We start from the raw sequence: 14,229 nt of genomic DNA, 5'->3' as shown, positions 1-14,229 counted from the left end.
ACTCAATTTTGCGCGGACGTTATTCAACCGCCCCGGAACTCAGTGAGACAAGAAAGACAGGTTGTTGATGTATTTCTGGAGGAAGAAGCCAAAAATAATAGCGATCCCCCACAGGGCATACACAATCATCGCCTGCGCGGTTGGCAAGCCTTCCAGCTTCTCCGTTTTCATGGCCACGCGAACAATTTTATGAATAACCCGGCGGCGTGGTGCCCCTTTGATCCACTGCGCTTCCGTTGTGAGGAAAATCTCACTCAGCCCCCCTGCATAGACATACCCGTCAAAGAACAGGTGGAGGGATCGAAGAACCCTTGATTGATGTGCTTGGCCGGTAATTTCTGGGTCTCCTGTGCAAAATGCTCCTGCACGATCCGCCCGGTGGTGGCATGTGCCCGCGCGTTGGCGATATCCGCGCGCCAGACGTCGAACTGGGCGTTGAGGTCATCGAGATCATGGAAGCTGCGGCCAAGGAAGAAGTCCTGACGGATGTAGCGGAAGGGTCGCTCGACCTTGCCCTTGGTCTTGGCGCGATAGGGCTGGCAGGCTCTGGGGGCGCTGCCATAATGGGCCAGAAGCGCCACCAGCGAGGCATTGTAGGTCACCACGCCCGCATCATCCTCACCGATGACAGCGGTCTTCATGCGATCGTAGAGAATTTCCGTGCAGCAGCCCGCCATCGCCTCGAAGGCGGCGATGTGGCAACGCATCACTGTTTCCAGACCCTGGTTCGGGCAGAAACGTCCCCACAGCCAGCGACTGTGCCCCAGCACCATGCTGAACAACCAGACCTTGCGCACGATGCCTGGCTCGCCGGTGAAGACTGTCTGGAATTCCGCAAAATCGACCTGCGCCTGAACGCCGGCTCCGGTCTCGAAGCGCCGCTCATAAGGCCTGGGCAGCGGGGGGCGGATTTGCCGGAGATATTCCGTCAGCGATGAATAGGCACCGTCATATCCCATGTCGCGAATTTCACGATGCAGCCTGCGCGATGAAAGTCCGGGATAACTTGCCATCCGCTCCAACAGATAGGTTCGATAAGGTTCTGCTGCGCTGGCCACCGGTTTACGCGGTGCATAGGCTGGAGTCTCCAGCCCATTGGCCAGATACTTCTTCACTGTCTTGCGATCGAGCCCTGTCTGGCGCGCGATGGCGCTGATGCTGAGCCCCTGTCTTTTGAGTTCCTGGATCAAAACGACCTCCCTGAGTCCTATCACCTGCTCGCCCTTCCTTTGGCATCAGCAGGGATAAATGTGCCGCGTGATCGTCATGGGGGCATGCCCCCATGACGATCACGCACAGTCCTCAAACTGGGGAATTTTCAACCAGCACATTTGGGGAGATTACAACCAGCACTCACATCGTGATGGCGCGCCGCTGGTAGCGACCAGAATACGCTCATTGTTTCCCTGGCTTCGCCATCTGATCGGTGACGGCGGGTATGCCGGCGAGAAGTTGCGTGGTGCGCTGGCTGAACTCGGCCGATGGACGATCGAGATCGTCAAGCGTAGCGATCGGGCCGAAGGCTTCGTCGTCCTGCCCAAACGCTGGATCGTGGAGCGCAGCTTTGCATGGCTCGGACGCTGCCGTCGCCTCACGAAGGATGTCGAGGCAACAATCTCTTCATCCCACGCGTGGTTGATGATTGCCCATATCCGCAGAGTTCTGCGAAAAATCAATCAAACCGCTTTCTGATTCAGGCTCTAAGGGTCAAGGGAGAATGATATGAAACACCGTACCGATGTTTTATTGAAAACATTTGCCGCGGTTCTTTTTGTTTCCAGTTCCAATGTTGCGCTTTCCGCCACGGTTGCGTCAAAGGTGAAGCCCGATGGAAAAGTCACCTCTGTCAGCCGGCATGGTGTTGCAACATCATCCGCTTCCAGGGCAATGGCCGCGCTGAAACCGGAAACACTGGGTGTTGTCGGACACCGCCAGCGTGCCGTAGGCGTCAAGGAAGTGGTTTCCTCCCAAATGATCAGGGAGGAAGTGCCCGGAACCAATGCACTGAAAGTGTTGGGGAAAATGCCTGGTATCCTGTTCCAGTCAGCAGATGGGCAGGGGCTGGATATCTGGTCGCAGTCGCTTTACATGCATGGCTTCCTGCTCAATCAGGTTGGGGTCACGCTTGATGGCATTCCGCTGGGGGACCAGCAGTACCATGCCCTGAACGGCCTGAATGTCATGAACGCGCTGGCATCCGAGAATATCGGCCACATGGATGTCTCTATGAGTGCGGGCGCTGAATCCGTTGCCTCCACTTCCAATCTCGGCGGTTCGATCGAATATTTCTCAGCCGATCCAAAGCACAAGATGGGGGGGCAGGTGAACCAGACATTCGGTTCCAATTCCACCATGCACAGCTTCTTCCGCTTTGACACGGGCGACATGAACAAAACCGGCACCCGGATGTTCGTATCCTATATGCGTAATAACGCGGAGAAATGGAAAGGTGGTGGCAACCAGTTCATGCAGCAGGTCAATGCCAAGCTGGTACAGCCGATTGGTCAGGAAAGCCAGATTTCCGCACTGTTCGACTGGGGCGATCTGGACCAGTACTCGTATCAGGACCTGTCGTTTGACATGCTGCATAATGGTGGCGCGGGGATCGACAATTTTATCGGCACGCCCAATGCCTATGCCAATGCCTATCATCTCGCGCTGGCGGCGAACAAGCTGCCAGGGGGCTCCCTGCCCGCGGGGTACAGCAAGATGTCGGACCCGTATGATGCGTCCTATTATGATGGCGGCACGGTTGAACGCGACTATCTGGGCGGCCTGAATCTTGATTTCGCGCTGACGCATCGCCTGCACTGGAAAACCGTTCTGTATGCGCAGGGCCAGTACGGCCGTGGCACATGGGCCAGCCCCTATCCATGGTACAGCAGCGGGCTGATGCCCAATGGCTCGCCGATATTCGACCAGATCACCAATGTCCATGCCCAGCGTGGCGGCTTTACCTCTGCCCTGCATTACGAAATCGCGCATAACGATATCAGCGCGGGCGTATGGTATGAACATTACCATGTGGATGAAATGCGCAATGCCTATTACGAGCCGGTGCTGGGCGAAGGCTCACCGATCAATTCCATGGGCAAGCTGCCATCCCCGATGGCCAATCTGTGGGGTGATACCTTCAGTTCAAACAGCTTTACGGCCTTTGTGCAGGACACCTATCATGTCCGGCCCAACCTGAATGTGCATTTCGGTTTCAAGTCACTGCTTCAGACGGTTGATGGACGTGAAACCGCCAATCTCTCCGCCTATACCGGAACCGATGCCATTGCCAGTGGCAGTGTGACCACGGCCAAGGCATTCCTGCCGCATATCAGCGCGGACTGGCATTTCCTGAAGCATCATGAACTGTTCTTTGATGTGGCGGAGAACGTGAAATCCTATCCCATCGCAGGTTACAAGATGGGGGCCTCGCCCTTTGCCATGACCCAGTCCGCCTATGATTCCATGCAGTCGCAGGGGGGGCTGAAGCCGGAAACCAACTGGAACTATGCTGTCGGTTACCGATACATGGCCAGGATGCTCATGGCATCGCTGTATGCCTACCATACCAATCTCCACAACCGGCTGCAGCAGGTGACAAGCGGGCCCATCACCAACCCGTATTCCGCCGTCATGAACGTTGGCGGTGTTACGATGAATGGTGTTGATGCCGGTGTGACCATCATGCCGGTCAAGGGGCTGTCCATTTTCAATTCCATTAGCTGGAACCATGCAACCTATGATCAGGATGTGACATCCGGCGGCGTGCGCTACGGCACGCAGGGGCAGCAGATCGTCAATTATCCCCGCTTCATGTACAAGGCCAGCCTGACCTATTCCTGGCATGGCGCGAGTGCCCATATCGATACGCAGTATATCGGTGAGCGTAACTTCAGCTATATTGGTGATACCCATGTGCCGGGGTACTGGGTCACGTCGCTGGGCGCACGTTACAACTTCTCTGATCTGGCGCGCAGGAGTGACCGCTACCGGTATCTCAAGCACCTGACGCTCAGCTTCAACGTGTATAACCTGACCAATACGCAGTATATCTCCACCATGGGTGAAAACGGCAACCCGATGAGTGGTGATGACCAGTCCTTCCTTATTGGCGCGCCACGGCAGTATTTCGGATCGGTTGCCATCGAATTCTAGAAAATGGAGGAAGGCACGCCATTGCGTAGTGCCTTCCCACCTCTGGAATGGCGGAACCGGGCCGTTATGGCGGTGCCTTGCGGGCTGATCCGTTCCCGGCCTGGGGATGGCTGGACAACAGGGTGCCATTCATCTACTTGAGTATTGATAAATAAAATATTTCTGGGTGCCGCCTTTCTTGGAAGGGCGGCGTTTCTTTCATCTTCCTGAAACAGGTTCTGCCTTTATGATTTATGGACCGGCATGCGCCTGTTGCGGTCAGGCCAGCAGGCGGGGCGTGGTACTGCCGTAACGGATGGTGGCGGAATCGGGGTACCATTCGCCGGTGTTTTCATTGCGTCCCTGTAGTACGAACCGGGGGACCGGCCCTGCCTGTTCGTGCACCGCGCGGCGGGACAGCGCGCCGATCGGGCCGGGCAGGCAGCGGTTGATGATGACGGCCAGCGCCGTATCGGCAAAATCGTGCAGCATCTCCACATCCCCGTCGCTATCGCCAAAGACCATGAGGGGACCGTACCCCTTCCGCCCCGCCAGTGCCTGACGGATGGCTGTCACCTTTCCCTGCCGGTAGGTCAGTGGCCAGTGGGGTACATCCTGCGCACCGGGATAGGGTGCATCATTGTCAGGGCGCATGCGCACACCCAGAACATTTTCCGCTGGCAGGCCGTAGCCATATTGGGGGTCGGTTGCAAAAACACGCACGATATCCACAAAGGAAGCCGAACAGACATAGACATCAATGCCCTGCGCGCGCAGGCAGGCATGCAGCGTTGCGATCTCGGGCGTCAGGCGCAGGCATTGCATGAAAGTATGGTTGATGCAGCCCGCCCGCCCCGGCCGTTGTGGCGGGGTCTGCCATGTAACCGATGTGATGGCCTGTCCCAGATGCCAGGCGTTGGAAGCCTGGACAAGCCTGCGCAGGCTGTCGGGTGTATGGCCGTTCAGCATCCATATGATCCAGCGATAGGCATGCCCCACGCCGGCACTCGCCATCATGGCATCATAGGCAAAATACAGCTTGGCCCGGAAACACGACAGGACAGGGTCAGTGGCCGTACGTGCCATGAAGCCGCCATCCCGCAGGGGCTGAAGCCCATAGGCCCGGACCAGCGTGGTGTAATCGCCCGTCAGGTCTGCCATAAGTGCGTGACGGTCCACCTGCTGGCCCGTAATGGTGCGGCATGTCGCGGCAAGCAGGCCATGCCCCAGACCGCGCCGCAGGAAAGTGGCAAACTGCGCTGGCGTGACCATGAAGCACAGGTTGTCAATCATGAAACGGAGCAGCGTTTCGGCGCAATCGCCAAAAATACAGGTATTGTCCCAGTCAAACACGGCATAGGGCCTGACCGCCCTGTCGGGCCCGGTCCGGCCATGGGCGCGGATCACGGCTTCGACCGCGTTTCGTGTCGTAGTGGCCCATTTCAGCGGGGGCAGCAGCGATACGGGTGCCGCGCTGCCTGCCGCACGCGCCTTATCTGCCCATTGGGGAACGGCCATGGATGACAGTCCCGCCAGGGCGGCGAACTGGCGACGGGTAAAGGATTTCGTCACGCTTCATGCCCCTTCGACATGTGTGAGGGCGGGATGCCGCCCAGACGCGGATCGCTGCGGCTGGGCCGTCCCGTTTCCAGATGACCGGCCAGCCTGATGGCAGGATGCGGGTGGGTGCCGCATGTCAGGCACAGGTCATACCAGTGATCCGACGGGGCGAGGTTCCACTCATGGGTCATGCCGCCCAGCGGGGGCAGGTCCAGGCGCACCGGCGCGTATCCGGCATATCCCATCATGTCCATTCCGACACGCAACCGCGTCCTGTGCCGGTTGCGTAGCGCCAGGCGCAGGGTGCCGGTATCGTAGGATTCCGTTACCTCCAGCGCGAGGGTGCCGCGTGGTATGGTCCATACCCGGACAAAGCCATTGGGACCATGAAGGCGCAGGGTACGGGTGGCGCCGCCCGGGGGAAGCGGGAAATGCAGCATGCTGCGCCGGTCCACGGTAAAGTGCCGTGGCCCCCGGATATCCAGCCCATACAGGCGGAATACCACCCCGACATTGCCCGGATTGTCCAGCACAAGGGTCGGCACGCCGCCCTGGTCACGTAGCTGCGCGGTATGACGGTAGGGCAGGGGGCGGGCGGGGCGCTGGCCGCTTTCCTGTATGGGTAAGGCCTGCTGGCGTGGCACCTGCGGGGGGACAAGGTGACAGCCTGCATCCGTCTGCGCCGGATAAGGCGTGGTATCGGGCAGGTCCGCCTGCCATTGCCGGTCCGTGGCCGCGAAATCGAAAAGCGAGGTCAGGTCGCCACACACACTGCGCCGCCATGGGGTGATGTTGGGTTCCATGACCCCGAAACGCTGTTCCAGGAAACGGATGACCGAGGTATGGTCGAACATCTGCGAATTGACCCATCCCCCCTTTGTCCATGGCGAGATCACGATCATCGGCACGCGGGGACCCAGGCCGACCGGCTCACCCTGATAGACCTCGCCGGTAACGGCTACGTTGCCGCCACCCTGTGCTGCGTCCAGTGCTGGTACGGGGGCGGGGACGTGATCGAAAAAACCGTCATTTTCATCATAGTTGAGAATGAAAACGGTTCTGGACCAGACATCGGGATGCCGGGAGAGGACATCCATCAGGCGGGAGATCAGGTATTCGCCATATCCCGGCGGCGCATCGGGGTGTTCACTCAGATGCTGGGGCGGTACGATCCATGACACCTGCGGCAGGGTGCGATGTTTGATGTCATGCTCCAGCGCCGCGACCAGAAACTGCCCCTGCGATGCATGGGCATTGCCGGCATCGGAACCCGGCACGATCGCGCGGGCCGCGCGGTAGCGGGCCGAATGGGGGGACAGGTTGCGGAACTGCGCGAAGGAGGCGAGGGGATTATCGGTAAAGTTGTCGTATTCCTGATAGATCTTCCAGCTTACGCCGTGTTCCAGCAGCCGGTCGCCATAGGTTTTCCAGTCAAATGCCCTGAAATCCCTGCGGTCCAGCGCCATGTCGGCCGAGCCATTGCCATCATCGACATTGGTTACGACCTGCACACCATCGCGCCCGCAGGCAAGGCCACTCGTGCCCGTGAACAGGAACAGGCGGTTGGGGTTTGTCGGCCCGAAAATGGAGGCATGATAGTTGTCACAGATGGTGAAGGCATCGGCCAGCGCATAATAATAGGGAATGTCCTGACGGTCGAAATACCCCATGGTCATGGGTGTCTTGGCATCAATCCATGCATCCCAGCTGTTCCATAATGCCTGAGATCCCTTCCAGCTATGGTCAAGGCTGGGCAGGCATCCGGCGCTGGTGGTGGCGGTATTGAAGCGGAACGGCAGCACCGTCCGCCCCTTGCGGTCGCGCTGGAACAGGGGGGAGCGGCCATCGGGCAGGAATTCGGGCTGGGGATCGGAATAGCCGCGCACGCCCTTCAGGCAGCCGAAATAATGATCAAAGGCACGGTTTTCCTGCATCAGGATAATGACATGTTCAATATCCCCTATCCCGCCGCCCCGTCGGTCCGGTGGCACGGCCAGGGCACGCCGCACGTTTTCGGGCAGTGCCCCCGCCATGGCGGTCGCGGCCGACATCCGCAGGAAATGACGCCGGCCTGGACGGATGAAACGGGGCATGGGCCTTGTTCTCCTCATCTTCCCGCGCGGGCGGGGCATCAGGGGCAGGAATATCCCGCCAGCGTAACGGGCGCGGGTATTAAGGGCTTGACAGAAGACTACATAGTTTTGGCATCATGACGTTAAGGCTTGTTCTGGTCCGTCAAAGCATGAAAATTGGCGGTCGCTTCAAGATGTAGGACAGGGACGATGCTGCCTGGCGATATACCCGGCCCATCAGACAGCACGATCAGGCCACCCCATGTGCTCGCCGCCGCCGCCACGGGCGTGTACCAGTTCATCCGTGAGCAGGGATGCGACCCCGATCGCGTGGCCCTGTCCGCCGGGCTGCGGCTTGACCAGGGCCTGCCCCAGACGGCGCTGCTCGACCTTGCCGGATACTGCCTGCTGTTTGAGGAGACCACCCGCCAGAGCGGATATGCGGGGGTGGGCCTGTCCTACGGGCGGCATTTCACCCCGGACATGCTGGGGCTGATCGGTTTCATTGCCATGGCCTCGCCCACGCTGGGCAGCGCCATAGAAAATGTGGCGGAACTGTTCCCGTATCACCAGAGCGGCACCATGACCCGCCTTGTCTATCAGGACGATGGCTGCGCGCGGCTGGAATACCGTATCCTGACCGGCGGCATCATAGGGCGTGAGCAGGATGCGGAACTGACCATGGGCATGTTCTGCAACATCTTCCGTCATGTCCTGGGGGAAAGCTGGGCGCCACGGGCCATATGGCTTGAACACCGCCGCATTGCCACCCCGGCCGAATATGACAGTGCGTTTGGCGCGCCGGTGCATTTTGGCATGGATGTCAACGCCGTTGTATTTGACAGGGCGGGAACGGAATGTGGCATGCCGCAGGGCAATGTCCGGCTGCTTGACGTGCTGCGGTGCAGCCTGACGGCGCTGTCGCCCGCGGTCACGGCCCGGCCGGTGGAACCGGCGACCGACCCGCTGCTGTCGCGCATCCGTACCGAAATCCGGTATTCGATGGGGCAGGGCGTGCCCGCGCTGTCACAGGTGGCGGAAACGTTGCGCATACCGCGCTGGACCCTACAGCGCCGTCTGGATGGCATGGGCATCACGTTCTCGGTGCTGGTGGAACGGACCCGGCAGGAACTGGCGCGTGAATATCTTGCCCGCCCCATGATGCCGATAGGCGAGATTGCATTGCTGCTGGGATATTCGGAAATCAGCGCCTTCAGCCGGGCCTTCCGTAAATGGACCGGGGTGTCCCCCCGCCTGTACCGTGCATCACGCCAGTCAGGCGGGAACATCTGACATGTGCCGTGCGGAGGCAGGTCAAGTCTTTGTGCCTGTCGGTCAAGATATTTGAAAACAAAAGCTTATAATTCAGACATCGATAAATTACCTCCCATCGGGAAGGCTGTTGTACTGTGTCATATCATGCTTTTCTGGGGGGAGAGAAATTCCGCTTTTCCTCCCTGAAACAGGTGCTTGCCTATGCCTCGCCCTATCGCACCGGTGATGAACTGGCCGGGGTTGCCGCCCCTGATCCCCTGCAACGGATCGGCGCGCGTGAGGCACTGGCGAACATTCCGCTCAGGACCTTCCTTGATGAAGTCCCGGTCCCGTACGAGACGGATGAAGTCACACGGCTGATTATTGACAGTCACGATACCACGGCCTTTGCGCCTGTTGCCCATATGACGGTGGGCGACCTGCGCGACTGGCTGCTCCATCATGAAACCGACGGGGCAACGCTTGCGGCCCTCGCGCCGGGCCTGACGCCGGAAATGGTGGCCGCGGTCAGCAAGCTCATGCGCAATCAGGACCTGGTCAGTGTCGCGCGCAAGATCACGGTCCGCACGGCCTTTCGCAATACGCAGGGGCTGCCGGGGCGCATGGGGTCGCGCCTGCAGCCCAATCACCCGGTGGACAGCCTGCCGGGCATTGCCGCATCCATGCTGGACGGGCTGCTGCTGGGGGTGGGGGATGCCGTGGTGGGCATCAACCCGGCATCGGACAACATGGCCAATGCCCGTGACATCCTGCATATGCTGGAAGGGGTGCGGGTGCAGTACGACATTCCCATGCAGACCTGCCTGCTGACGCATGTGACCAATACACTCCAGCTTATGGAACGTAACGCCCCGGTGGATCTGGTGTTCCAGTCCATATCCGGCACGCAGGAGGCGAATGCGGGCTTTGGCATTTCTCTGTCGGTCCTGTCCGAAGCCCATATGGCCAGCCAGTCACTGGGGCGGGGCACGGTTGGTACCAACACCATGTATTTTGAAACGGGGCAGGGGTCGGCCCTGTCGGCCAATGCCCATCATGGCATGGACCAGCAGACGGCGGAGGTGCGGGCCTATGCCGTGGCGCGGGCGTTCTCGCCGCTGCTGGTCAATACGGTGGTCGGCTTTATCGGCCCGGAATACCTGTATGATGGCAAGCAGATCATCCGCGCGGGACTGGAAGACCATTTCTGTGGCAAGCTGATGGGCCTGCCGATGGGGTGTGATGTCTGTTACACCAATCATGCCGAGGCCGACCAGGATGACATGGACAGCCTGATGATGCTGCTGTGCACCGCAGGCATCAATTTCCTGATTGCCGTGCCCGGCAGTGATGACATCATGCTGAATTACCAGAGCCTGTCCTATCATGACATCCAGACCCTGCGTTCGCTGTTCGGCGTGCGGGCGGCGCCCGAATTCGAAACATGGCTGGCCGCCCATGACCTGATCGATGCCCGGGGGCGGATGCGCGTCAATTCCCCCGATATCCTTGCCAGAATGATACCTTGCGATGACTGATGATCCTCCCGTCTCATGGCAGAGCCTGCGGGCGCGGACCTCGGCCCGGATCGGGCTGGCCCGTGCGGGCAACACGATTTCCGGCGCGGCCGTGCGTGAGTTCCAGTTTGCCCATGTCCGCGCGCGTCATGCGGTATCGGCCACGCTGGATGCCCGCCGCCTGAACCTGCCGCAGCCCTGTATCGAGGTTGAAAGCCAGGCAGCGGACCGCGCGGAATACGTGCGCAGGCCCGATCTCGGGCGGCAGTTGTCCGCCGCAGGCCGGGAGCGCCTGCCGCATGGGCAGTATGATGTCGTGTTTGTCATTGCCGATGGACTGTCGGCCATGGCGGCGGAGCGGCAGGGGGCGGCGGTGCTGGCGGTGGTGCGCCCCCTGCTTGCGGACTGGCGCATCGCCCCGCTGGTTGTGGCGCACAGGGCCCGGGTGGCCTTGGGTGATGAAATCGCAACCTGCCTGGGCGCGCGCTGCGTGGTGATGATGATCGGGGAGCGTCCGGGCCTGCGATGTGCTGAAAGCATGAGCCTGTACATGACATGGAACCCGCATGTGGGCATGCGTGATTCGGGACGGAACTGCATTTCCAACATCCATGGCCATGGCGGCCTGTCCGCCATGGCCGCCGCGAACAGCCTGGCGTGGTTGCTGAAGACGGCCCGCATGAGAGGCTACAGCGGTGTCAACCTGAAGGACGAAACCTGCATTATCGAACACGGCGCGGGTCAGGATCAGAAGGCGGTCGCCACTGACGGGCGGGAAGAATGAAAGCGCATCCGGGTGCGCGTGGCTGATGCGCAGGGCGGCCGGCTGGTAAACCCGCACTGACTCCGGCCCACGGCATGCCGCATCCGCCTGCCCGAAACGGGTATGGGACAGGGGATTTTAGCCGGATGTGCCCCCTGAATGCGCTATAGGGCGGTCCATTGCCCGCAGCTCTGCCGGGCAGGGCCAGTACAATTGTGTTCTTCCGGCATCACTTCCCGATTATATCCATAAAGATACATATATATGTATGGATATATATGGACAATCCTGCATGCGTCCGGGCAGAAGGAACCACTCTTTAATGTTTGATGCTTACATTCCGGGCCTATCTGAACCATGCATGACCGTTCCCATACCTTTCTGGTGACCACTACGTTTGGTGCTCTCCTGCTGACCACGTCGGCGCTGGCGGCAACGCCCGCATCCGTACGGCAGCAGGGCGCAACAAACGGCCAGACCACCGTGAAAAAGCCCGTCACGGCAAAACCGGCCAGCAGTCCGTCCACCACCGGCGCATCAGGTACCGCAGCCCCCATCGCCGGGATACTCGATGGCTCCAATGGTGAGACAATAACCGTCCACGGCCATCATGCGGCCGATGGCACGGGCGCGAAATACATGAACAAGAACATCTATCTCGGCCCGCTGGGCAACCGGGATACGCTGGATACGCCCTATTCCGTCATGGGGGTCACGCATGATGTCGTGGTCAACCAGCAGTTGCGCAACATCAATGACATGGCGGAATACCTGCCTTCGGTACAGCTGGAAATCCGTGGTGATCCCAACACGTCACGCCCGCAGTCCCGCGGGTTTGAGGCCGACGTGGTTTCCAACTCCCGTCTGGACGGGCTGAACGTGGTCTCCACCACCCCGTATCCGGCGGAATGGGTCGACAACCTGCAGGTCCTCAACGGTCTGGCCGGGGCCATGTACGGGCCGGAAAACCCGGCCGGCGTGTTTGAATATACTCTCAAGCGCCCGACCAACCGCCGCACCGAACGGCTTTCGGTCGGTGTGGATTCCATTGGCACCCCCACGGTCAATGGCGATATTTCCGGCCGGATCGGCCGCAATGGCTGGTTTGGCTACCGCCTGAACATGCTGCATGCCAATGGTTCGGCCTATGCGCCGGGCAGCTGGATCCGGCGTGAGATGGTCAGCGCCGATTTTGATATCCATATTGATTCCAAAACGGTCATCGAGCTTGATGCCAGCCACTATACCTATGACGAGCGCGGCATGGCGCCCGGTTTTGGTATTTCCGCCGGTACCGCCACCAACCCGACCGGTATTGGCGGGAAGCTGCCCGAAGCGCCGGATCTGGGCAAGAGCCTGGCGCCCGACTGGAGCGGGTACAACATGGAAACCAATACCTTCCTGGCCAAGATCAAGCACCAGATCAACAGGGACTGGAGCTTCACGCTCGGCGGGCTGTACCAGGATGCCATGCGCCAGTCCTTCGGCATAAGCGATACGCTGAGCGCGACCCAGGGGTTTGAGGGCATCTATACCTCCAAAGCCACGGCAACGACGACGGCGGATGATTTCCGTGTTGGCAGTAACATGGCCTATTTCAACGGCCGTGTCCGTACCGGTCCGCTCCGGCATGATCTGGTTATCGGCACCAATGGTTACATGATGGGGAACTATAACCCGACAACCGCCCTGACATCGGCGCAGAGCCTTGGCACATACAGCATGTATGGCGCCGCGCCGACCAACGGCACGCAGCCCTATTACAGCGGGCGTTACAAATCCAGTTCCATCATGAGCCAGTCCTTCATCATTGGCGACACGATGCGCATCAACAAGCACTGGTCGGTCATGGGTACGCTGGCATGGAGCTGGATCGACCAGAAGGGGGCGCTCAATGCCACAAGTCCGCTCAAGCGGACCTTCCAGGCCAATGCGACGTTCAGCCCGACAGCCAGCATCATGTACAAGCCAACCCAGAACCAGACCCTCTATTTCACCTATGGGCGCTCGGCTGAAGCGGGTCCGGTTACCCCCAACAGCAAATACTATACCAATACCAACATTGCCCTGCCTGTCGCGCATTCGGAAGAATACGAAGTCGGCTACAAGCTGCGGTTCCAGAAAATGCAGTTCAACGTGGCCGGGTTCCGCATGACCTCGCCCTATGCCATGTATATCCCCGCGGCGAATGGCTCGTGCTCGGGCGGGACGACCTGCCAGACCTATGAATATGGCGGGACGCAGCGCAACTATGGTGTGGAAGCCCAGATTTCGGGTGAGGTGCTGCCCAACCTTTCCGTTCTTGCGGGCATGACCTGGCTGGATGCGGAACTGGTCAACAGCAAGACCGCTGCCTACAACAACAAGGAAATTGTCGGTGCGGCCCCGCTGCAGGCCAATCTTCTGCTGGATTACCGCCTGCCGGCGTCACTGGGTGCCTTTGCGTCGGGCTGGGCCTTCAATGCCAGTGTCCATTACATGGGCAACCGTGCGGCCAACATCACCAACACGCTGCATACCGGGTCGTACACAACACTGGATCTGGGCACGCGGTATGCCTTCCATGTTTCCCGCTTCCCGTGGGTCGCGCGTTTCGGGGTAAGCAATGCCACGAACGAGCGCTACTGGGCCTCGGTCTACACGGGTGCGCCCAGCGGCACGTCGGGTGCGGCCTCCACCCTGTATGCGGGACTGCCGCGTGTGTATCACTTCACCCTGTCACTTGAATTCTAAAAGGCTGTTTCCAGAGCAGTCCTTTTATGAAAAGGTATGAAAGTTTTCGGGTGTCGCCTTTTTCCGGAAAGGCGACGTTCCCGGAAGCGTCCTGAAAAAAGCTTCTCCAGGAACTGCCCTGTGATCACAGGGTATCCTGCCCGCAGCTTCCATGCCCCGCGCCGGTGTCATGCCCGCCGGGGCGCTGCCGCTGCTTCGGCCA

Annotated in this window: 8 protein-coding genes and 2 pseudogenes; 6 read left to right on the top strand and 4 right to left on the bottom strand. The window is 60.0% G+C overall.

Annotation, left to right across the window (positions count from 1 at the left end; genetic code table 11):
- Nucleotides 1-39 precede the first annotated feature (39 nt).
- Both GWK63_RS17425 and istA read right to left on the bottom strand, forming a co-directional pair.
- Nucleotides 40-171, bottom strand: coding sequence for a hypothetical protein (locus GWK63_RS17425; protein WP_263406555.1), 132 nt, complete (start codon nt 169-171; stop codon nt 40-42).
- 155 nt (nt 172-326) lie between these two features.
- A pseudogene (istA, locus tag GWK63_RS11910) lies at nt 327-1,214 on the bottom strand (IS21 family transposase); the annotation flags it as partial.
- A 145-nt stretch (nt 1,215-1,359) separates the two neighbouring features.
- Here istA and GWK63_RS11905 point away from each other — a divergent pair.
- Both GWK63_RS11905 and GWK63_RS11900 read left to right on the top strand, forming a co-directional pair.
- Nucleotides 1,360-1,692: pseudogene (locus tag GWK63_RS11905) on the top strand (transposase); the annotation flags it as partial.
- A 30-nt stretch (nt 1,693-1,722) separates the two neighbouring features.
- Entirely contained in the window at nt 1,723-4,149 is a 2,427-nt protein-coding gene (locus GWK63_RS11900; RefSeq protein ID WP_112210094.1) for a TonB-dependent receptor, read from the top strand.
- 258 nt (nt 4,150-4,407) lie between these two features.
- Here the strand turns inward: GWK63_RS11900 and GWK63_RS11895 are convergent, their stop codons facing one another.
- Together GWK63_RS11895 and GWK63_RS11890 are read right to left on the bottom strand one after the other, a co-directional pair.
- Nucleotides 4,408-5,700 (bottom strand): haloacid dehalogenase-like hydrolase, encoded by a 1,293-nt coding sequence (locus tag GWK63_RS11895; RefSeq protein ID WP_034933835.1) that lies wholly within the window; start codon nt 5,698-5,700, stop codon nt 4,408-4,410.
- Nucleotides 5,697-7,781, bottom strand: a complete 2,085-nt coding sequence (locus GWK63_RS11890; RefSeq protein ID WP_034933832.1) for a phosphocholine-specific phospholipase C — start codon at nt 7,779-7,781, stop codon at nt 5,697-5,699. The genes GWK63_RS11895 and GWK63_RS11890 overlap by 4 nt, the downstream gene beginning before the upstream one ends.
- A 189-nt stretch (nt 7,782-7,970) precedes the next feature.
- On the opposite strand from GWK63_RS11890, the gene qhpR reads away from it, so the two are divergent.
- From qhpR to GWK63_RS11870, 4 genes are all read left to right on the top strand, one after another.
- Complete coding sequence (qhpR, locus tag GWK63_RS11885; RefSeq protein WP_034933831.1) at nt 7,971-9,053, top strand: AraC-like transcriptional regulator QhpR; 1,083 nt, start codon at nt 7,971-7,973, stop codon at nt 9,051-9,053.
- A gap of 116 nt (nt 9,054-9,169) precedes the next feature.
- Complete coding sequence (locus GWK63_RS11880; RefSeq protein WP_007399454.1) at nt 9,170-10,552, top strand: ethanolamine ammonia-lyase subunit EutB; 1,383 nt, start codon at nt 9,170-9,172, stop codon at nt 10,550-10,552.
- A complete protein-coding gene (eutC, locus tag GWK63_RS11875) occupies nt 10,545-11,315 on the top strand; it encodes an ethanolamine ammonia-lyase subunit EutC (RefSeq protein ID WP_110580986.1) in 771 nt (256 codons plus the stop codon). The genes GWK63_RS11880 and eutC overlap by 8 nt, the downstream gene beginning before the upstream one ends.
- Nucleotides 11,316-11,651: 336 nt before the next feature.
- Nucleotides 11,652-14,027 (top strand): TonB-dependent siderophore receptor, encoded by a 2,376-nt coding sequence (locus tag GWK63_RS11870; RefSeq protein ID WP_007399456.1) that lies wholly within the window; start codon nt 11,652-11,654, stop codon nt 14,025-14,027.
- Nucleotides 14,028-14,229 lie beyond the last annotated feature (202 nt).

It is taken from the genome of Komagataeibacter rhaeticus (assembly GCF_011611525.1).
Classification (GTDB): domain Bacteria; phylum Pseudomonadota; class Alphaproteobacteria; order Acetobacterales; family Acetobacteraceae; genus Komagataeibacter; species Komagataeibacter rhaeticus.
This window is presented reverse-complemented; position numbering and strand designations above follow the sequence as displayed.

Bases quoted from the DNA above. Each gene is read 5' to 3' on its own strand.
- GWK63_RS17425 (WP_263406555.1), bottom strand. From the start codon at position 171: ATGAAAACGGAGAAGCTGGAAGGCTTGCCAACCGCGCAGGCGATGATT.
- GWK63_RS11900 (WP_112210094.1), top strand. From the start codon at position 1,723: ATGAAACACCGTACCGATGTTTTATTGAAAACATTTGCCGCGGTTCTT.
- GWK63_RS11890 (WP_034933832.1), bottom strand. From the start codon at position 7,781: ATGCCCCGTTTCATCCGTCCAGGCCGGCGTCATTTCCTGCGGATGTCG.
- qhpR (WP_034933831.1), top strand. From the start codon at position 7,971: ATGCTGCCTGGCGATATACCCGGCCCATCAGACAGCACGATCAGGCCA.
- eutC (WP_110580986.1), top strand. From the start codon at position 10,545: ATGACTGATGATCCTCCCGTCTCATGGCAGAGCCTGCGGGCGCGGACC.
- GWK63_RS11870 (WP_007399456.1), top strand. From the start codon at position 11,652: ATGCATGACCGTTCCCATACCTTTCTGGTGACCACTACGTTTGGTGCT.